Origin of the sequence: Pseudooceanicola nanhaiensis (assembly GCF_020171315.1) — a bacterium.
Classification (GTDB): domain Bacteria; phylum Pseudomonadota; class Alphaproteobacteria; order Rhodobacterales; family Rhodobacteraceae; genus Pseudooceanicola; species Pseudooceanicola nanhaiensis_A.
Map to the genome: position 1 here is coordinate 48,628 of NZ_JAIUZP010000016.1, position 20,323 is coordinate 68,950.

The 20,323-nt window shown below is 69.0% G+C and carries 14 protein-coding genes and 1 pseudogene; 10 read left to right on the plus strand and 5 right to left on the minus strand.

Annotated elements, in window-relative coordinates; genetic code table 11:
- The first annotated feature begins 35 nt into the window (after nucleotides 1-35).
- The 5 genes from LCM32_RS20695 to rfbA all read left to right on the plus strand — a co-directional run bounded on the left by LCM32_RS20695 (nucleotide 36) and on the right by rfbA (nucleotide 4,912).
- A complete protein-coding gene (locus LCM32_RS20695) occupies nucleotides 36-1,109 on the plus strand; it encodes a hypothetical protein (protein WP_224822983.1) in 1,074 nt (357 codons plus the stop codon).
- Nucleotides 1,110-1,504: 395 nt separating this feature from the next.
- Nucleotides 1,505-2,110, plus strand: coding sequence for a dTDP-4-dehydrorhamnose 3,5-epimerase (rfbC, locus tag LCM32_RS20700; protein ID WP_224822984.1), 606 nt, complete (start codon nucleotides 1,505-1,507; stop codon nucleotides 2,108-2,110).
- Entirely contained in the window at nucleotides 2,107-3,144 is a 1,038-nt protein-coding gene (rfbB, locus tag LCM32_RS20705; protein WP_224822985.1) for a dTDP-glucose 4,6-dehydratase, read from the plus strand. Before rfbC ends, rfbB begins: the two co-directional genes overlap by 4 nt.
- Entirely contained in the window at nucleotides 3,141-4,037 is an 897-nt protein-coding gene (gene rfbD / locus LCM32_RS20710; protein WP_224822986.1) for a dTDP-4-dehydrorhamnose reductase, read from the plus strand. The genes rfbB and rfbD overlap by 4 nt, the downstream gene beginning before the upstream one ends.
- Nucleotides 4,034-4,912, plus strand: a complete 879-nt coding sequence (rfbA, locus tag LCM32_RS20715) for a glucose-1-phosphate thymidylyltransferase RfbA (RefSeq protein WP_224822987.1) — start codon at nucleotides 4,034-4,036, stop codon at nucleotides 4,910-4,912. The genes rfbD and rfbA overlap by 4 nt, the downstream gene beginning before the upstream one ends.
- Nucleotides 4,913-5,016: 104 nt before the next feature.
- Here rfbA and LCM32_RS20720 read toward each other — a convergent pair whose 3' ends face one another.
- Complete coding sequence (locus tag LCM32_RS20720; protein ID WP_224822988.1) at nucleotides 5,017-6,102, minus strand: ParB/RepB/Spo0J family partition protein; 1,086 nt, start codon at nucleotides 6,100-6,102, stop codon at nucleotides 5,017-5,019.
- Nucleotides 6,103-6,227: 125 nt separating this feature from the next.
- Entirely contained in the window at nucleotides 6,228-7,619 is a 1,392-nt protein-coding gene (locus LCM32_RS20725; RefSeq protein ID WP_224822989.1) for an AAA family ATPase, read from the minus strand.
- A gap of 452 nt (nucleotides 7,620-8,071) precedes the next feature.
- Here LCM32_RS20725 and LCM32_RS20730 point away from each other — a divergent pair, with 452 nt between their 5' ends.
- Together LCM32_RS20730 and LCM32_RS20735 are read left to right on the plus strand one after the other, a co-directional pair.
- Nucleotides 8,072-9,100 (plus strand): replication initiator protein A, encoded by a 1,029-nt coding sequence (locus LCM32_RS20730; RefSeq protein ID WP_224822990.1) that lies wholly within the window; start codon nucleotides 8,072-8,074, stop codon nucleotides 9,098-9,100.
- On the plus strand, nucleotides 9,097-11,499 hold the full coding sequence (locus tag LCM32_RS20735; RefSeq protein ID WP_224822991.1) for a glycosyltransferase family 2 protein: 2,403 nt from the start codon (nucleotides 9,097-9,099) through the stop codon (nucleotides 11,497-11,499). The genes LCM32_RS20730 and LCM32_RS20735 overlap by 4 nt, the downstream gene beginning before the upstream one ends.
- A 151-nt stretch (nucleotides 11,500-11,650) precedes the next feature.
- On the opposite strand, the gene LCM32_RS22050 is transcribed toward LCM32_RS20735, so the two are convergent.
- Entirely contained in the window at nucleotides 11,651-15,763 is a 4,113-nt protein-coding gene (locus tag LCM32_RS22050; protein ID WP_263618265.1) for a glycosyltransferase family 2 protein, read from the minus strand.
- A gap of 194 nt (nucleotides 15,764-15,957) precedes the next feature.
- On the opposite strand from LCM32_RS22050, the gene LCM32_RS20750 reads away from it, so the two are divergent.
- Nucleotides 15,958-16,713 carry a sulfotransferase gene (locus LCM32_RS20750; protein ID WP_224822992.1) on the plus strand — a complete coding sequence of 252 codons (756 nt, stop codon included), beginning with the start codon at nucleotides 15,958-15,960 and terminating at the stop codon, nucleotides 16,711-16,713.
- A gap of 65 nt (nucleotides 16,714-16,778) precedes the next feature.
- Nucleotides 16,779-17,426 carry a sulfotransferase family 2 domain-containing protein gene (locus LCM32_RS20755; RefSeq protein WP_224822993.1) on the plus strand — a complete coding sequence of 216 codons (648 nt, stop codon included), beginning with the start codon at nucleotides 16,779-16,781 and terminating at the stop codon, nucleotides 17,424-17,426.
- A gap of 6 nt (nucleotides 17,427-17,432) precedes the next feature.
- Here the strand turns inward: LCM32_RS20755 and LCM32_RS20760 are convergent, their stop codons facing one another.
- Entirely contained in the window at nucleotides 17,433-18,491 is a 1,059-nt protein-coding gene (locus LCM32_RS20760) for a hypothetical protein (RefSeq protein WP_224822994.1), read from the minus strand.
- Nucleotides 18,492-18,689: 198 nt separating this feature from the next.
- Here LCM32_RS20760 and LCM32_RS20765 point away from each other — a divergent pair, with 198 nt between their 5' ends.
- Nucleotides 18,690-19,856, plus strand: coding sequence for a nucleotide sugar dehydrogenase (locus LCM32_RS20765; protein ID WP_224822995.1), 1,167 nt, complete (start codon nucleotides 18,690-18,692; stop codon nucleotides 19,854-19,856).
- A gap of 125 nt (nucleotides 19,857-19,981) precedes the next feature.
- Here LCM32_RS20765 and LCM32_RS20770 read toward each other — a convergent pair.
- Nucleotides 19,982-20,323: pseudogene (locus LCM32_RS20770) on the minus strand (calcium-binding protein); the annotation flags it as partial.

Here is a 20,323-nt window from a genome sequence, read left to right on the forward strand (position 1 = left end):
GACCTTGCGAAGAGCCCCGGGCCAGGAGGAGAGCCATGACCGAGCTCGTTCTGCATATCGGCGACATGAAGACCGGCACCACGTCGATCCAGAGCGCCCTGCTGGCGCAGGACTGGCAGGGGGCCACGCGCCGTGTCTGCTATCCGACCGCCCCGGGCCAGCCCTACCACCATGCGCTGGTCGAGTTCATCCGCCAGAACAACACCGAGCAGGTCACCCGGAGCTTCGACGAGATCCGCGAGCGGATCGAGACGAGCGACGCCGAGATCGCCGTGATCTCCTCGGAGCTGCTGGAGGAATTTCCCGCCGAGCAGGTGATGGAGGTCTTCGCCCGGCACCTGCCCGATCTCGTCCCGACGATGCGGGTTCTGGCCTATGTCCGCCCCCACGCCGAGCGGGTGATGTCGAGCTGGACCCAGCAGATGAAGCTGGGCTTCTTCTCCGAGGGGGTCGAGGACTTCCTGCCCGGGTTCCTCTCCCGCGGGAAGCTGGCCTATTCCCAGCGCTTCGGCGCCTGGCGCGACATCGTCGGCCCCCGGCTGACCCTGCGCCCGATGATCCGCAGCGCCCTTGCGGGCGGCGACGTGGTGCAGGATTTCATGGCCCAGGTCCTGCCCGGCGACAGCCTGACCTTCCCGCCCCGGCAGGAGATCAACGAGACCCTGAGCATCGCCGATCTGGCCCTGCTGCGCCGCCTGCACCAGCACCCGAAGCGGGTGCTCGACGACCGCACCCGGGATGCCCACATGCGGATGGGCGAATACCTGGCCTATACGCTCTCGGCCCTGCCCCGCAGCGGCAGCCCGCGCCCGGCCCTGTCGCGCGCCGCCTACGAGCGGATCCGCGAGACCTGCACCGAGGACGCCCGGCTGCTGGACGAGACCTTCTTCGACGGCCGCCCGATGCAGGACGCGCTGCTGGCCGCCGAGGCCAAGGTGACGGAAGAGGCGCAGTCGCTCGACCCGGCAGATCACCTCGGACCGGAGGAGCTGCGCCTGTCGGAAGTCTACGCGGTGCTGCTGCACGACCTGGTGAGCGGTGCGCCGGTGCGGATCAACGAGGTCCTGATGCAGCGGATCGACGCCGTCATGCGGGGATCGGGGGACTGATCTCCCGGCCCTGCCGCTTGATTTTCAAAAATCACATTTACTCTCATATTTTCAATTTATTACGCAAAATAAAAGAACGAAAAATCCACTTTCAGTCTGCCACTCCCGCAGTTTCTCCGACACCGCGCCCGTCCCGCTCCCCGGGGTGATCTGCGCGCAGCCCCACCCGGCCCACAGCCGACCGCAGCCCCATGTCCGCAAGGGACATGGCCCACCGGCCGGACAGGTGTCGGGATATTTCAGGATAACATATGCCTCAAAACGACTGTTTTTCACTGTCTTCCATTTATGGAAATCCCCCCGCCCCCCCCTTGCCGCGGCCCCGCTCCCGGGAAAGCTGACAAGGCCCCGGCGGTTTGCTAGATCTTTGTGACACCTCGGAAACCGGACAGACCATGCAGATCGAGACGACGGCCCTTGAGGGGGTCCTGATCCTGACACCGGCGCGATTTGGCGACGCCCGCGGCTTCTTCTCCGAAAGCTGGAACCGGCGCCGCATGGCCGAGGCCGGGATCGACATCGACTTCGTGCAGGACAACCACTCGCTCTCCGAGGCCGCCGGGACCCTGCGCGGGCTGCACTACCAGGCGCCGCCCCACGCCCAGGCCAAGCTGGTGCGCTGCGGGCGCGGGCGGCTCTTCGACGTGGCGGTGGATTTCCGGGCCGGCTCGCCCAGCTTCGGCCAGTGGGTCGGCGTGGAGCTGAGCCATGAGAACGGGCGCCAGCTGCTGATCCCCGCGGGCTTCCTGCACGGCTTCATCACCCGGGAGCCGATGACCGAGGTGATCTACAAGTGCAGCGATCACTATGCGCCGGAGTGCGACGGCGCGGTCCGCTGGGACGATCCCGAGATCGGCATCGACTGGGGCCTGCCCGAGGTGTCCTCCGGGGACGCCCCCGGGACGCCGATCCTCTCGGACAAGGATCGCGCGGCGCCCCTTCTGGCCGCGGCACCCCGGCCGTTTCGCTTCGAAACAGGGTCGATGGAGGGCGCGTCATGAAGCTGCTCGTGACCGGCGGGGCGGGCTTCATCGGCTCCGCCGTGGTGCGCCTCGCCATCGCCCGGGGCCATGCGGTGGTCACGCTTGACGCGCTGACCTATGCCGCCTGCCTCGACAACCTCGCCCCCGTGGCGCAGAGCCCGCGCCACCAGTTCGAACATGCCGACATCCGCGATGCGGCCGCGCTGACCCGGATCTTCGCCGACCACGCCCCCGACGCGGTGATGCATCTTGCCGCCGAGAGCCATGTCGACCGCTCGATCGACGGTCCGGGGGCCTTCATAGAGACGAATGTCACCGGCACCTACACCCTGCTGCAGGCTGCCCGGGCCTATTGGGAGGCGCAGGGCCGCCCGGACAGCTTCCGTTTCCACCATATCTCCACCGACGAGGTCTTCGGCACCCTCGGGGCCGAGGGGCTCTTCACGGAGGAGACACCCTATGCCCCCAATTCCCCCTATTCAGCGTCGAAGGCGGCCTCGGACCACCTCGTCCGGGCCTGGCACGAGACCTATGGCCTGCCGGTGGTCCTGACCAACTGCTCGAACAACTACGGCCCCTACCACTTCCCCGAGAAGCTGATCCCCGTGGTGATCCTGAACGCCCTCGCCGGAGAACAGATCCCGATCTATGGCACCGGCGAAAACGTCCGGGATTGGCTCTATGTGGAGGATCACGCCGAGGCGCTGCTGCTGGTGCTGCAGGCGGGTGCCACCGGGCGCAGCTACAACATCGGCGGCGAGGCCGAGGCCCGCAACATCGACCTCGTGCGCAAAATCTGCGCCATCCTCGACCGGCTCCATCCCGGAAACAGACCCTATGCCGAGCAGATCGCCTTCGTGCGCGACCGGCCCGGCCATGACCTGCGCTATGCCATAGACCCGTCCCGGATCCGCCGGGAACTGGGCTGGCGGCCCTCGGTGACCCTCGACGAGGGGCTGGAGCGGACGGTGCGCTGGTATCTCGACAACCCGGACTGGTGGCGCGCCCTGCAGCAGCGCGACGGCGTCGGCCGGAGGCTGGGCACGGGATGAGACTGCTGGTCTTCGGTCAGGGCGGTCAGCTCGCCACCGAGCTGGCCCGGCAGGCGCCCGGGGCGCAGCTGCTGGGGCGGGACCGGGCCGACCTCTCGGACCCGGAGGCCTGCGCCGCCGCGATCGCCGCCGCCGTGGCCGGGGACAGCCCGCCCCAGGCCGTCATCAACGCCGCCGCCTGGACTGCCGTGGATGCCGCCGAAGCCGAGGAGAAAGCCGCCCATGTGGTCAACGCCGCCGCCCCCGGCGCCATGGCCCGGGCCTGCGCGGCGCGAGGGCTGCCCTTCCTCCATGTCTCCACCGATTATGTCTTCGACGGATCCGGCACCCTGCCCCGGCGCGAAACAGACCCTGTTGCGCCGCTGAACGCCTATGGCCGCAGCAAGCTGGCCGGCGAGGCGGCGGTGCGGGCCGCCGGGGGGGCCCATGTGATCCTGCGCACCTCCTGGGTCTTCTCGGCCCATGGCAGCAACTTCGTGAAGACCATGCTGCGCCTGTCGGAAAGCCGGGACGCGCTGCAGGTGGTCGACGACCAGATCGGCGGCCCCACCCCGGCGGCAGCGATCGCCGCGGCGCTGCTGACCATGGCGCAGGCCATGGCCGAGGGCCAGACGAGGGCACAGACGGGCACTCAAACGGCCCCCCGGCCCGGCGGCACCTATCATTTCGCGGGCCAGCCCGCGGTCAGCTGGGCAGATTTCGCCCGGGCGATCTTTGCCACCGCCGGGCGCGCGGTGACGGTGACCGGCATCCCGACCCGCGACTGGCCGACCCCGGCCGCGCGGCCGCTCAACTCCCGGCTCGACTGCAGCCGGCTGGAACGGGACTTCGGGATCGCGGCACCGGACTGGCAAGCCGGGCTGGAAGAGGTCATCAGGGAGGCAGGCACATGACACGACGCAAGGGGATCATCCTCGCCGGGGGCTCCGGCACCCGGCTCTACCCGATCACGCAGGGGCTCTCGAAGCAGCTGCTGCCGGTCTACGACAAGCCGATGATCTACTACCCGCTTTCGGTCCTCATGCTGGCGGGCATCCGCGAGATCGCGGTGATCACCACGCCGCAGGATCAGGACCAGTTCCGCCGGGCGCTTGGCAGCGGGGCGCAATGGGGGCTGCGGCTGGACTACATCGTGCAGCCCTCCCCCGACGGGCTGGCGCAGGCCTATACCCTGGCCGAGGACTTCCTCGCCGGGGCGCCCTCGGCGATGGTCCTGGGCGACAACATCTTCTTCGGCCACGGGCTGCCCGAGCAACTGGCCGCCGCCGATGCCCGCCCCGAGGGCGGCACGGTCTTCGGCTACCGCGTCGCGGATCCGGAGCGCTATGGCGTGGTGGACTTCGGCCCCGACGGCACCGCCCGCGCCATCGTCGAGAAACCCGCCGTCCCGCCCTCGCGCTACGCGGTGACCGGGCTCTACTTCCTCGACGGCACGGCGCCGGAGCGCGCCCGCAAGGTCACCCCCTCCGGGCGCGGAGAGCTGGAGATCGTCTCTCTGCTGGAGATGTACCTGCAGGAGGGGCTGCTGGACGTGCGCCAGATGGGCCGGGGCTATGCCTGGCTCGACACCGGGACCCACGCGAGCCTGCTCGATGCCGGGAACTTCGTCCGCACGCTGAGCGAACGGCAGGGCCAGCAGGTCGGCTGCCCCGAGGAGATCGCCCATGCCGCGGGCTGGATCGATGACACCAGCCTGCTGGCCCGGGCGGAGATGTTCGGCAAGAACGGCTACGGCGCCTACCTGCGGGGCCTACTGCGGGAGCGCTGAGGGGATGTTTCGCGCGCGAAACATCCCCTCCCTATAGTCTCTATATACTGGTTTAGAGCCTGTTTTATCCGTGCCCGCGTGAGGCGGGCGCGGACCGCGGGGCCTCAGCCCCGGCGCAGCCAGTCTTCCAGCCGCGCCCGGAAGGCCGCATCAACCCCGGGCCCCGAGAGCCGCAGGGTCCCGTCGGCCTCGGCCTCCAGATGCACGGTGTCCTGCTCGGCCGCCCGCGGCGCGCGATCCTGCGCCTTGCCCCGCGCAGGCGTGCTGGCCTGCGTCCCCGCGGACTTGCCCCCGGAGGTCGCAGGTTGCCGCCCCTCGGTCATCAGCCGCTCCACCAGCGCCAGTTCCGCCGCCGGATCCGTGGGCGGGGCCGCGTCGAGCGCGGCGGCGATCCGCCCCGCCAGCGCCGGATCCGTCTCCAGCGCCTTGGCCAGGCTCAGACCGGCCCGTTCGCCGAGCGCCTCGGGGAACCGCAGCTGCCCGTCGAGCGCCCGGACGATGGTGACGAAGCTGCCGATCTTTGACCGCTTCGCCCGGGAGGCCGCGGCGAAGAGCCCCCGCAGCGCGGCCTGCACCGTCTCGAAGACGCCCTGGTCCGCCGCCTTGGCGGCGATGCGCGCGCGCTCGTAGTAGCTCAGCCCGACGCGGATCTCGTTCTCCTCGACCATGGCGACATAGGCCTCGGCCGAGACCTCGGGCCGGCGCAGCAGCGCCAGCACCCGGGCGAAGCGGGGCTCGCCGGTCTCTTCGTGCAGCCGCCGCAGGGCCCGGCAGCGCCGCCAGCCCGAGATCAGCCCGTAGCGCCCCTCGCCCAGGTCCACGACTTCGACGGGCGTCTGCTGGCCGCGGGCGCGCAGGCTCTCCATCAGGGCCTGCATCTCCTCCTCGTCCAGCGCCACCCGGTCGCGCACGAGATAGCCGCTCTCCACCGCGTCGAGCGGCAGTTCCAGCACCATGCGCCCCTCGGCGCGGGCGCGCTCCAGCGTCTCTGCCAGCTCACCCAGGGCCGCATGGGCCGAGGCCGAGCCCGCCATATCCGCCACCGGCGGCCGGGGCCGGGCAGGGGTGTCGGGCAGCGCGCCCGCACCGCCGCCGGCGGGAAAGATCGCCCGGGCCTCCGAGGCGGTCGCCGGCGGAGCAGAGGAGAGGTGATCGGGATTGGCCGGGGTCAGCCGTCTGCGCTTGGCCATGGGTCAGTCTCCTTTCCGCTGCGGGGCGAGGGTGTTTCGCGCGCGAAACACGGCCTCTCCGGGGGCCTCGGGCCCGGCAGTCACGGGGCGGGGATTCGCGGTTCCGGTGCTCACAGGACGGGGGCTCATTCCGCTGCCTCCCGCGCGGCCAGTTCGTCCCGCCGCCAGGCCCCGAGGAGGAGCCGCTTGAAGGCGGCATAGGTCTCGTCGAAGGTCTCGCGACCACGGGCGTAGGTCTCGCGGTTGAAGTCGCGGTAATCGGCCTCGTAGATGCCCTGAACCTGTTCGCCCGCCTGCCCGATCAGCGCGGTGAAATCCTGCCGGTGCGGGCTGAGCGTCTGGCCGAGGTAGCTTTGCATCAGGGCGGCCAGTTCCGCCTGCTGCATGCCGTCATAGCGGGTGATGACCGCACGCACCGCATCCCATTCGAAGCTCAGCTCGGCCCGGCCAAGCGCCCGGGCGGCCATGTTCTCCGCCTCCTCGATCGAGGCGAAGGTGGAATGCAGCATGTCGAAGAACCGCCCCGTGGAATCGAATTCGAGGAAGGAGGCCCCGAGCGGCACGAGGACGATGTCCGCCGCGGCCAGCCCGTTGATCGTCAGGTAGCCGAGGGCAGGGGGCGTATCCACGAAGATGATGTCGTAGGCGTCGAGCAGCCCGTCCGCCTCCAGCCCCTCGCCGAGCGCATCCCACAGCTTCCAGCCCCGGCCCTGGATCCGCCAGACGGGGATCTGGAACTCGGCCCAGTAGAGGTTCAGCTGGGCGCCGATCAGGTCGATATTGGGCCAGTGGGTCGGCTGGACGAGGTCGGAGGCCTTCGCCTTGAGCGCCTCGGTCAGCGTGTCGTCGAGCGGCTGCGGCGCCTCGCCCCGGTCCAGCCGGCGCTGGTTCTCGCCGCGCAGGTGCTGGGCGTAGTGCCGGGCCAGCAGCGGGAAGACGGTCTGCCATTCATCGGCGACCTTGCCGCCGAAGATCGAGGTCATCGACCCCTGGCTGTCGAGGTCGACCACCAGCACCCGGTAGCCGTCGAGGGCGGCGGACATGGCGAGATGGGCCGCGGTCGAGGTCTTGCCGACCCCGCCCTTGAAGTTCGCCACGGCGACGATCTTGGCGGGCTGGCCCTCGGGGCGCCAGGGCAGGTAGTTCTTGGCCTTGGAGCCCTCGGCCGCGAAATGGGCCCGCAGGCGGAGCACCTCGTCGAGGGTGAACCACTTGGCCCCGCCCTCGGTCTCCGAGCGGCCCTGGGGCAGGTCGGGGTTCTGTTTCAGCACCCGGCGGAAATGGCCCTGGGCCACGGGGATCAGGTAGCGGGTGATCTCCCAGGTGGAGAAGAGCCGCAGGCTGCGCCGGCCGTCCTCTTCCAGCCCGCGCCCGGCGAGGTCCTGGCGGCCCCGGTCACAGGCCTGGGCGATGGCGCCGAAGCCCGCGGTGTCCGTCGGCGTGCCGAGCGCCTCGAGCGCGGCATCGGGATCGATGTTGAAATAGGGGGGCGTTCCGCCTGTCCGGTCCGTCTTCATGCTGCCCTCGATGTTCGCTGTTTTTGGTATCATACCTAAAAAGGCAGCACATGGAAGCATTGCCGATACACGCCTTTATTTCTCTTCAAATTCAAGAGCTTTCCGGGCGTGTTCCGATGCGGTGCTGCGCAGCTTTTCGACAGCCGCGATCTTTTTGCCTGTTATATTCGGTTAGTTTATTCGTTACGGGATCGGGGGTGACCTTTCAGGCCCTTGGGATTCAAGGGGAATTCGTGCAATCCCGGGGGCGTGCCGACTCTGAAACCACGCTGGGGTGACTCTGATCCCACGAGCAGGCGATTCCGATCCGCCGAAGCCGCGCTGGACGGGTCCTGTGGATAAATCTAAGTTGGGTGTCACTGAAACGCCGTTGGGCGGATTCGGGGCGAGAGCGGCAAACGACCGGTTCAAGAGGGGAAGACCCCCGACCGGCAGGACAGGGCAGGCGGATCATGGCTCAGGCCAGCGACAGGGGCGCGGGAGCGCGCGGGCTTCTGCCCGAGCGACATCCGACCGCCGATTTCTTCGTCTGCGATATCTTCGACGCCACCCCCAAGGACGACCTGGGCAGCATGGAGCATCCGCTCTTCTCGCTCTCCACCCGGCCGGACCGGCGCATCCTGACCTACGCCCACAACGGGGTCACCGTGGAGGTCACCCCCAGCGTGAAGGGCCGGGCGACGATCCACGACAAGGACATCCTGATCTACTGCGTGAGCCAGCTCATGGCGGCGCTCAATGCGGGGCGCGAGGTCGGGCGCACGCTGCAGATCCGCGCCCACGACCTGCTGGTGGCCACCAACCGCGATACCAGCGGCGACAGCTACACCCGGCTGCGCGGCGCCTTCGAGCGGCTGGCGGGCACGCGGATCACCACCAACCTCGAGACCGGCGGGCTGGAGACCACGAGCGGCTTCGGCCTGATCGAGAGCTGGGAGATCGTGCGCCGCTCGCGGGGCGGGCGGATGGTCTCGGTCATGGTGACGCTGAGCGACTGGCTCTACCGCGCGGTGCTGGCGAAATCGGTCCTGACGCTGAGCCGGGATTACTTCCGCCTGCGCAAGCCGCTGGAGCGGCGGATCTACGAGTTGGCGCGCAAGCACTGCGGCCGCCAGCCGGACTGGACGATCTCGGTTCCGGTGCTACACAAGAAGGCAGGCTCGGCCGCGCCGGTCCGGGTGTTCCGCGCCGCCCTGCGCCGGATGATCGAGGAGGCGAACCTGCCCGATTACAGCATGACGGAAGAGCCCGGCGACCTGATCCGCTTTGCCCGCCGCACCGCCGCCCCGACGGCGGCCCAGGGCGGGCCGGTCCTGTCGCAGGAGGCGCTCGACGAGGCCCGGCGGCTGGCACCGGGGCGCGACGTCTATGCGCTGGAGGCGGAATGGCGCGGCTTCTGGGACAGCACCGGGCGGGTGCGGCTCTCCTCTCCGGACCGGGCCTTCCTGGCCTGGGTGAAGGGCAGGGCGAGCCGCCCATGACCCAGAGCCCGACCGACTGCACAGAGGGGCCTGCAGGGGGGGCCGCGCCCCTGGCCCCGACCGATGCGGTCCCCACGCCCCAGACCGGCCCTCAGGTCGACACCCCGGCGGGCACGGTCCCGGCGATCTCGGTCATCGTGCCGGTCTACAACGTGAAGGCCCATGTGGCGGCCTGCCTCGCCTCGCTCCGCGCGCAGAGCTTCACTGACTTCGAGGCGATCGTCATCGACGATGGCTCCACCGATGGCAGCGGGGCGCTGGCCGCCGAGGCCGTCGCGGGGGATCCCCGCTTCCGGGTGATCCGGCAGGAGAATGCCGGGCTGTCAGCGGCGCGCAATGCCGGGCTCGATCTCGCCCGCGGCAGCTTCCTCGCCTTCCTCGACAGCGACGACCGGCTGGCGCCGGCGTTCCTCGAGCGGATGCACGGGGTGCTGGCGCAGAGCGACAGCGACTGGGTCGCCTGCGCGATCCGCTTCGTCGGGGCGGATGGCAAGGGCAAGGCCCATCCCGGGGTGCACGGGGCGCAGGACATGACCGGCTTTGCCGGGCTCAACCGCGTCGCCCTGACCGACTGGCGCGAGGTGGTGCGGATCTTTCCCTCGGCCTGGAACAAGCTCTACCGCCGCAGCCTCGTCGAAGGGCTGCGCTTCGACGAGGGGCTGAACTACGAGGACCACGCCTTCTACTGGCGCGCCGCGGCCCGGACCGACCATATCCTCCACCTCTCCGAGCCGCTCTATGTCTCGACCCAGGGCCGGCCGGGGCAGATCACCCGGGACGGGTCGGACCGGGTCTTCGAACAGTTCGACGTGCTGGAGATCCTGCGCGGGGTCCTCGCGCAGGACGCTTCCGGGACCGCGTCCAAGACTGAGTCCAAGACCGGGGCGCCAAAGACCGGGGCCCCCAAGACCGGCGCGCGCGAGGCCTTCGCCGAGATCGCCACGCGGCTGACCTTCGAGCGCTACGTGGCCATCACCGATCCCGCGCGGCGGGCGCGTTTCGCCGATCGGGCGGCGGCGCTGCTGGCGGAGGATCCCGTCTCCCCCGAGCGGGCCGAGCGGCTGGGGGTTCCGGCTTCCTGGTGCGCGCGGATGGCGGGGGAGCTGCCGCTGAGCGTGGTGATCCCCTCCGACGGCAATCTGGGTCCGCTGCGGGAGACGCTGCAGGCGCTGGCCGGGCAGCACCTGCGCGATTTCGAGACCCTCGTCGTGCTCGACGGCACCCCGGGCCTCGTGCCCGGCAGCGCGCCGCAGCCGCTTCTGGAGGGGCCGCAGGGGCTGGAGCCCCCGGCCCTCGCCCCGGAACGGGCCGCGCTCTTTGCCGCCGTGGCCGGGCTGCAGGGCGCCTCGCTGATCGGGGACAGCGGGCGCGGCGTGGCCGCGGCGCGCAACCGCGGGCTGGAGGCGGCCCGGGGCGGGGCGGTGCTCTTCCTCGATGCGGGCGACCGCCTGCCGCCGGCGGCGCTGGAAAGCTGGCTCAACCGCCTGCGCCGGAGCGGGGCCGAACTCGGCTTTGCCGGGATGATCATGGGCGATGACACCGAGCACCCCCACAGCGGGCTGCACGAGCCTTTCCTGCGCCCGGGGATGCCCGCGGGCACGGGGCCGCGCCCCGGCGCGGAACCGGAGGCCCCGGAGACGGAGCAAGCAGAGACGGGGGCCTCCGAGACCGGACAGCCCGGGCCCGGAAAACCCGAGACGGGGAGCCCGGTTCCGGGAGACACCCCCGAAGCCATCCGTGCGACGGAAGCGGAGACGGCCAGGGCGGCCATCCCCCCCAGCTGGGGCCCGCCGCCGCCGCAGGGCGGCGCCACCGCGGGCCTGCCGCCGGAGCGCGAGGATGCGCTGCGGATCCACGCCCATCCCTCGGCCAAGCTCTTCGACCGGGCCTTCCTGCTGCGCGAGGGGCTGCGCTTTGCCCCCGAGCCGCTGTCCTCTTGGACCTTCCTGGCCGCGGCCCTGTCCCGGGCGGACCGGATCGTGGCGTTGGGGCCGGCGCGGGTGCGCATCGCGGTGCGGGCCGAAACCCGGCTGTCCTGGCGCGCGCCGGTCCCGGCGGAGGCGCTTGCCGCCGCCGTGCGGCGCACCCAGGCGGCGGGCGGCCTCGAGGCCGCGCAGGCGGCCCGGCTCTTCGTCCGGGCGGTCTGGGAGAAGGCGAATTTCGCGGAGTTTGCCGATCCGGAGGCACGAGAGGCCTTCCTGACCGCGGCCCGCGCAGAGCTGACCGGCTTCCTGCCGGACGGGGCCGATGCCGGGCCTGAGGCATGGCCCCAGACTTGGCCGCTCGACCCCTACGTGGGGCCCTGGCTGCAACGCCGCCTTGGGCTGGCGGGGCCGGAGACCCCTGCGGAAACCCCCACTGGTACCGGGACAGTTACGGGGACTGGCACCGGGACCTGACCGGCGGGGCAGGCCCGGTTCAGACCCCGGCCCGCTCCCTGTGCGTCAGGCCCCGAAACGGCGAAGGCCCGGCGGTGAGGCCGGGCCTTTTCATTGCGGGGTCAGGCCAATTCTGTTCAGGCCAATTCTGCTCAGGCCAGCACTGCCCGGATCAGCCCAGAAGGGCCCGGACCGGGGCGCTGTCGCGCCATGGCACAGAGACCTGCGGATCGTGCAGGCTGAGCCCGCCTTCGCTGAGGGCGGCGAGGTAGAGCCGGTATTCTTCGGCTGCGTTGAAGTGCAGGCCGCGATCCACCTCGTCGCGCACGCGGGCCTCGAAGGCCGCGTCGTACTTGAAGTGGCAGAAGACCAGTTCCTGCTCGGCGACCTGCCCCTCGGCCATGAAGTGCAGCCCCTCGGAGAAGCGCATCCACGGCATGTAGCGCACCAGCGCGTATTTCTGCGCGAGGTAGAGCAGCGGGCGGCTGCCCGGCAGGATACGATGCCGTACGGAGCTGGCCAGCGTCCGGTCGTTGGAGAAGACGCCGCGATAGGGGCCCATCTCCAGCAGCGGATCGCGGTCGGTGAACCCGGCCTTCTCGAAGGGCGAGCCCTCGGAGAGATCGGCCTCGGACAGCGGCCCCTGCGGGTACATGTCGACCATCTGCAACCGCACCGCATCCGCCGTGCCGAGGGCGCCGCCGGTCACGTAGCCGGGCAGGGAGGGCTTGGCCGCGTCCCAGCCGGGATAGACGATCAGCTCGTCGATATCGGCCACCAGGCTCCAGCGGCCGGTCCGCAGGCTGGCCATCAGGGTCAGCTGCCAGGTCGTGCCATAGGCGCCCACGTTGTAGTGGGTGTCGCAGGAGAAGGTGACGCAGTCGGGCTGCTCGAGCAGGAATTCCCGGCTGCCGTCATCGGAGAGGTTGTCCACGAAGAGGAAGCAGGTGACCCCGAGCGCCCGGTAATGGGCGAGGAAGACCGGCAGCCGGTCGAGCTCGTTGTGGCAGACGCAGATCACCGCGAGATCGGCGGCGTTGAGCTCGGCCAGCCGGGCCTCGTCGCTCATCAGCTCCAGCTGGTTGCTGTTGAAGCCGAGCCCGGCGCGCTGGAACGTCGGCCAGAGCTTGCGCGGCAGCAGCGTGGGCAGGTTGCGGGCCCCGTGGGTCCAGCCCTGTGCCGTCTCGGTGTCGAGATGGATCATCTTGCAGGGCGAGGCGGCGGAGGGCAGGAAGTAGTTGTCCCACCGCATCACCGGCTGGGCCGGGCCATGGGTGCGGCGCCAGATCGAGGTGTAGTAATCCTCGGAGCCGACGTTGATGCCGCGCATGTTCAGCAGGTCGCCGGCCATCTTGTCCTCCATGAAGGAGGAATGCACCAACCGCTGCCCCTCGGGGGAGCGCGCCGCCAGCAGCAGGGCCTGCATCGCGCGGCGGCTGAGCATGTAGCCCCCGCCGCCATCGGCATAGGAGGAGGGCTCGGGCGACTTGTCGAGTTCCATACGCCCGCGTTCGCTGCGCGATTTCTCGTGGTGCCAGGCGCGGTTCATCGAGCCGGGATCACGGGTGATGTGGCGGCCGTAGTAGTGGAACTTGCGGTAGCTCTGGCTGAAGAAATACTCGTCGACGTTGACGAAGCAGTCGTCGTCGATCTTCAGCATGTAGCTGAAGTCGGTGTTCTCGTAGACCCATTCGACGGTCTTGAGCGTCTTCTGCGGCAGCCCCTCGTAATCGTCGGGCGCATCGAGATGGACGATGTCGCCCTCGATCCGGCCGTCCCCGTCGCCCACCACGATGACATAGGGAATGCCGAGCGCCTCGAGGTCGGCCAGCCAGCTGGCCCGCATCGGCGGGATCCGGGTCTCGAGGTAGGGCAGGCAGGAGAAGACGGTGACCAGCGTGTCGAAGAGCGGCGAGCGCGCGGCCCAGCCGGGCCGGTCCAGCGGCGCGACGGGCATCAGCTCGTCGTTGTCGCCGCGCTGCGGGAAGAGCGACAGGGCGGCCAGCGCCGCGGGCGAGGGCGTCGCGGCCACGGTCCGGTCCAGCGCGGTCAGCGCGCTCTGCAGGCAGGGCGCGGCGATCACGGCCTCATGCATCTGCGGCGGCATCGCGTCGAGGATCGCGCTCAGGTGCGCCAGCACCTGTGCGGCGTGATCCTCGGCCCCGAGGCGCACCAGCCCCTCGAGGGTCAGCAGGCCGAGGCTGAGGCCGACGTAGCCGCTGGCCTGGCCCGAGAGCTTGCGCAGCCGGGGCATCAGCTGGTCGAGCGCGGTCGCGATCTCCTCGGCCGGGGCGCCGGCCTCGATCCGGGACAGCAGGGCGAAGATGCCGCGGCTGCTGTCACCCTGGGCCTGGTAGTAGGGCGCCTTGTCGACGTTGTTCCAGCGCTGGCGCAGGGCGTTGCGCGCGGTCTGGGCCAGGGCGGCGTCCTCGGGCGCGCCGGGGGCGGCCAGCACCCGCAGCGCGGTCTCGGTAGGGTCCTGTCCGCTGGCGCGGATCCCGTCGTAGAGCCCGGCCTGCCCGGACGTGGCGAGACCGGAGGGGCCCAGCACCTCGCGCTGCACGCGCGGCAGGTCGATGGCCTCGACGGCGGCAAAGACGGCCAGGGCCTCGGCCAGGGCCGCGGGGGCGGCGGGGGTGCCACGCAGGTGGCCCTCGATCACCGCGAAGGCCCGTTCGCCCGCGGCAAGGTCCGGGGACATGCGCAGGCGCCCGCTGTCGGCGACGGCGCGCAGGCGCTGCCAGAAGCTCCGCGACAGGCCGAAGCAGCGCAGGGCGAAGCTGGTCGTATTGTGCTCGAAGATGTCGGGCTGGCGGCTGCCGAGCTCGAGCAGGGCCACCACGGAGGCGATCATCTGCTCGCAGGGCAGGCGCCAGTAGCTCTGGGCCAGCCCTTCGGCGAGGGTCATGTAGCTGCGGATGATCGTATCGACATGCCGGTCGTCCCAGGGGTTGGGCTCACGCTCGGCCAGTTGTCGCAGGGTCCAGCCCAGCGTGGCCGGGGACACCCGGGCGCCGCGGATATGGGCCAGGTCCTCGAAGGCCTTCGCCAGGTCCGCCAGTTTGCCGCCGAGCAGCAGGAAGGGCAGGCGCAGGGAGTTTTCCCACGGCCCCTTGCCGGCCTCGGGCAGGCCCTGCCCCTGTGCGGTGGCCAGGGCGTGGAGCCCGAACATCTCGTCCCGCTGGCAGGCCGGTTCGGCCATCTGCAACAGGAAGCTGCGCATCGCGGAGGCGGGCAGCGGGTAGGGTTTCAGCAGCGGGCGCAGCGCCTCGGCGAGGGTCTTGCCGGGGGTCGCGCGCAGCGCCTCGGCCAGGCCGTGCCGGATCCGGTCGGCCACCAGCGTCGAGGGATCGGGGGTCTCGCGCGCCTCGGCGATGGCCTGTTCGCTGCGGGCCGCGGCCTCGGGGAAGAGGAACTCCATCGCGTTGTAGAGTTTCGCCGCCGCCCAGATGAAGCCCTGGGCCGGTTCGGAGAGCTCTTCGAAGAGACCGGCGAAGCGGACGTGCTCGAGGGCGCTGAGCGCCACGAAGCTGTTGTCCTCGGGTTTGCTGCGGGCCGCGAGATCCTCGATCTGCGCGAGGATGTCGGTGCGGCTCAGCTCCAGCGGATCGCCGCAGCGCAGGCCGTTGCAGGTGGCATGGATGCGCACGGTGCCCGTGTCGTCCGAGGCCAGCCAGATCCGGCCGGGCAGGGGGGCATGGAAGGCGATCATGTCGCTCGGCGCCCCGATGGGCCGGGCGATGCCGGGGGCGCTGGTGGGGATCACCAGCGGCTGATCTTCCAGCCCTTCGACCTCGATGCCCAAATCCTGTGCAGGGCGCGCGGCGTCATAGGCCCAGCCCCAGAGCGCCAGCGGCGGCTCGGACTGAATTTCGCCGATGCCGCCCGTGGTGTCGTTGTCCTCGCCGGTCATGCGGACGGCGTCTTCCAGGACGGCCCCGCCCCAGGACACATGGCGCACGCTGTCGAGCGCGGGGTAGCTGGCATCGGCGCTCAGCACCGGCTCGTCGTTCAGCAGGACGCTGACGGTGCCGGCCTCGAAACGCACCTCGACGCCGTTGCGGCCTTCGCCGAACAGCACCGGATGGAGCCGCTCGTTGCGCCAGTCCTCGCCGTCGCGGGCATTGGTGACCGCGAGGTTCGTGGCCCGTCTCAGCGACAGGTGGAACGGGATCGTCTGGCGGGTGTCGTCGTAGAAGAAGAGATTGGCGAACTCTACGCCTTTCTCATTGAAATCAACGGTGTAGAAAAAGCTGGCGCCATTCGTTGTCCGAAACGGGAGCATAAGTCAGGGGGCCCTTCCGGCTGAATAATAGTCAAAGTCCCCTGAACTTGTGTCGGATTATGCCCTCTGGTGCAAGAGGCCGGGGGACAGGAGCGACCGGACTGCGCAGAACGGTCCGGAAATTGCCCGCTGCCGGGGCAGGACCCATCTTTGGGCTGGAAGGGCTTGCTTTCGCGGTGTTATCATCCCGCGCAATGACCAAGACTTTAATGAAGCAGGACGGCCATATGCAGGCGGCGGACGCGCTCGAAGGGTTTGTCTTCATCGTGACATACGGGCGGTCCGGGTCGACCCTGCTCCAGAACGTTCTGAACGGTATTCCCGGCTACCTGATCCGGGGGGAGAACGACAATATCCTCATGCACATGGCGCGATCCTGGGTCGTCGCCAACGCCTCGCCGGAGATCAAGATCCGGCGCGAGGCGATGCAATCCGAAGGCTGGCGCGACCCGCGCTACGGCAGCCAGATCGACCCCTGGTTCGGAGCCGAACTGATCCGCCCCGACCAGATGGGGCGCGACCTTGCCGATCTCTTCGTCCGCGATGTGCTGCGCCCTGAGGCGGGCACCCGCGTCACCGGCTTCAAGGAAATCCGCTACCATTTCGCCGGGGACGACATGGAGGCCTATTTCGACTTCATCCTCACCTTCTTCCCCAACAGCCGGTTGGTCTTCAACACCCGCAACCTGAACGCGGTGGCGCGCTCGGGCTGGTGGACGGAGTACACCCGTGAGGATTTCATGGCCGAGGTGGGCGATGCGGACCGTCGCTTCCGGGCCTATGCCGCGTCGCGTCCGGACCGGACGATCCTGATGCATTATGACGATTACAACGGGAACGTGGACGCCTTCCGGCGCCTGTTCGAGTTCCTGGATGAGCCTTTTACCCGCAGCTACGTGGCCGCGTTGGCCAATCAGAAGCTGGACCACCTGAAAAAGAAATGGAAGTGATCTGACGGCCCACGGCCCGCCCCCGCATGGCTGGACCGTCCTGCAGGCACGATAGAGAGACCCGAATGGCAATTATCATCGACAAGCACAAATTCTCCTTCTTCTTCACGCCGAAGGTGGCCTGCACCTCGATCAAGTACATGTGCTTCGAGATCGAGAACGATCGCCCGTTCGAGCCCTTCATGGCGAATGGCGTGATGAAATACGTGCACGAGGCGGTTTATCCGGGGCGGCGCTTTCAGGACGTGCAACATGCCGCGATCAAGGATCATGTCCGCCTTGCCGTGGTGCGGGATCCGATTGCCCGCTTCCTGTCGTGCTATTCGAACCGGGTCGTGCACCACAAGGAACTCTCGGTGCGCAAGGCCGGGGCCAAGCTCAAGCAGTTTGGCCTGAAGCCGGATCCGACACTGGAGGAATTCGCCAACCGCTTCGGTGCCTACCGCAAGTGCTCGGATTCCATCCGCCACCATACGGCACCGATGGTGAACTTCCTCGGCAAGGATCCGGGGTATTACGAGAACGTCTACAACCTGCGTGACATCGGCCAGTGCGTCGAGCGGATCTCCCAGATCGTCGGCCGCCCGCTGGAACTCGGGCGGCACCAGACCGGGGGGCCGAAACTCTCCGTGGACGATCTGAGCCCGGCGCAGATCGACAAGCTGAAGCAGTTCTACGCCGTCGATTACAACAACTACGGCACGTATCTCTGAGCCGGTTTACGCCGGCTCGAGCGTGCTCTCGGGCAGGGTGAGACCCCGGGTGATCGCCTGGGTCGCCTCCGGGGTGAGGTAGGAGAAGATCCAGTCCGCCATGGCGGACTGGGGGGCCTCCGGACGGGGCATCCCCTGTGCGGCCTCGGGCAGCTCCTGCTGGCAGTCGGCGTCGAGCACGGTCTCGTTGTACCATTTCAGGGTGTCGCGGGCGTTGCCGCGGACCACGTCCCGGAACGGATGCTCCGCGAGGGAGAGCTTGGGCAGACCGGCCAGCCCCTCGGCCCCGCGCAGGCGGCGGATCAGGTCGCGACGGAGCTCCAGCAGACCGCGATCGGAGGTCGCGGGCATGCGCACGAAGCTTTCGTTCAGGGTCAGCATCCAGGCGGTGGCGGCGCCGGAGAGGCTCTCGTTCAGGGGCTGGGCGCCGATGTCGACCTCGAAGTCGAGGCCGAACCGGCTGCGCAGCACGTGGAAGTAGTCGCTGCGGATATCGCCCTCGTGCAGATGCGCACGCTGGAAGCTGCGGACCACGACGTTCTCGGGACCGAGGGCATCAAGGTAGCGCTGGATCTGCTCCGGGCCGGGATAGGTGTAGCTCCAGGGATCGGGCAGGTCGCTCAGGCGACGTCCGCCGCGGATGGCCTGGTCGACGACCGAACAATAGAGGCTGGCGGGCTCACGCAGGTAGTAGATCGCACCGATGCTGTCGAAGGTCCGGCGCAGCCGCCCGATGAAGCCCTTCAGATTGTGGAGCCCGGCGAAATGTTCGCTGGACAGCAGCGTTACCTCGGGCTTTTCCTTCGCCACATGGGCCTCGAAGGTCTCCCAGTTCTTCTGGCTCCACTCCTTGGCCTGCTGGGGCGAGGTGAAATGCATCCGCATGCCGGGGATCAGCGGCCGGTCGGGCCGGTCGTAATAGGTGGACAGGGACCGGGCGACGTTCTTGGAGCCGAGGAACGTGTAGATGCCCTGTTCGGCGAGGCGCTCGCGGGCCGGGAACAGGGCCGACTGGATGGCCGTACTGCCGGTCTTCGGTGGGCCGATGTGCAAGATCACCTTCATGGTGCCGTCCTTACCTTCAAACTTGGTCTTCTTTTATGCGCGGGTGGCGCCGTCTGGCCACCATCGCGGCGGGGGAGCGCCGGGTCAAGCGCGCTACAATTGCCTCCGGGTAGATCGCATAGTAACTGATTGAGCAATTTCATTTTGAAGCGGCTACCGCGGCGGGCGGGGCCTGTCGCCAGGAAAGGATTTCCCCCAATGCAGATTGCGATTGCCGGGCTCGGATACGTCGGGCTGGCGAATGCCATCCTCCTTGCACAGCACAACACCGTCCGGGCCATCGATATCTCCGCGGACCGGGTGGCCCTGGTGAATGCGGGGAAATCCCCGATCATCGACCCCGAGTGCGAACGCTACCTTGCCGAGGCCGATCTGGACCTGACGGCCACCACGGATCCGCAGGAGGCCTATGCCGGGGCGGAGTTCGTCGTCATCGCCACGCCTACGAACTACGACCCTGAAACCAACGCCTTCGATACCGGCTCCGTCGAGGCGGTGGTCGAGCAGGTCCGCAAGATCAACCCGCAGGCGGTGATGATCATCAAGTCGACGATCCCCGTCGGCTACACCGCGGATCTGCGCGCCCGCACCGGCTGCGAGAACATCCTCTTCAGCCCGGAGTTCCTGCGCGAGGGCAAGGCGCTCTACGACAACCTGCATCCCAGCCGGATCGTGATCGGGGAGCGTTCTGAACGTGCCCGCAGGTTTGCCGATCTGCTGATTGGCGGGGCGCTGACCAAGGACGTGCCGGTCCTGTTCACGGATTCCTCCGAGGCCGAGGCGATCAAGCTCTTCGCGAACACCTACCTTGCCATGCGGGTGGCCTATTTCAACGAGCTCGACAGCTACGCCATGGCCCATGGCATGAACTCCGGCCAGATCATCGAGGGCATCGGCCTCGATCCGCGGATCGGCGCGCATTACAACAACCCCTCCTTCGGCTACGGCGGCTACTGCCTGCCCAAGGACACCCGGCAGCTGTTGGCGAATTACTCGGCCGTGCCGCAGAACCTGATCCGCGCGATCGTGGACGCCAATACGACCCGTAAGGATTTCATCGCCGAACGGATCCTGGCGCTGAAACCCGCCCGCGTGGGGGTCTACCGGCTGACCATGAAGGCGGGTTCGGACAACTTCCGCCAGAGCTCGGTGCAGGGGATCATGAAGCGCCTGAAGTCGAAGGGCATCGAGGTCGTGGTCTACGAGCCGACCTACGAGGGGACCGAGTTCTTCGGCTCCCGGGTGACCAAGGACCTCGCCCCCTTCAAGGCCGAATGCGATGTCATCATCGCCAACCGCCGGACCGAAGACCTCCTGGACGTGGAAGAGAAGGTCTTCACCCGCGATCTCTTCGGCGTCGACTAGGGTCCGCCGAGGGGCCCCCGGCCACACCCCGGCCACAGGGCGGCCACAGGGCGGGCGGCACAGACAGGAAGGCCCGCCGCGGTGTCGCGGCGGGCCTTTTTCGTGTCACCGGTGTCCGGACGTCCTCAGAACAGGAAGTCGTCCGCCGAATAGAGGCCCGAGAAGCCGAAGTCGGAGAAGAGCACCCCGTCGAGGGTGATCGAATTGCTGCCGACCTCGATCACCGCGGTCCCGCCGTCATCCACGAGGTGGTTGTTCAGCAGGTCGTAGAAGCCGGTGATCGCAGTGACGCCGGAAAGGTCGATCTTCTCGCTGTTGGCATCGACGAAGTCGGTGATCGTGTCGTTGCCCCAGTCGTCGTGGAAGACGAAGAGGTCCGGGCCGCCGCCGCCGGTGAGGAGGTCGTCGCCGATGCCGCCTTCCAGCGTGTCCTTGCCGCCGCCGCCCAGCAGGGTGTCGTTGCCGCC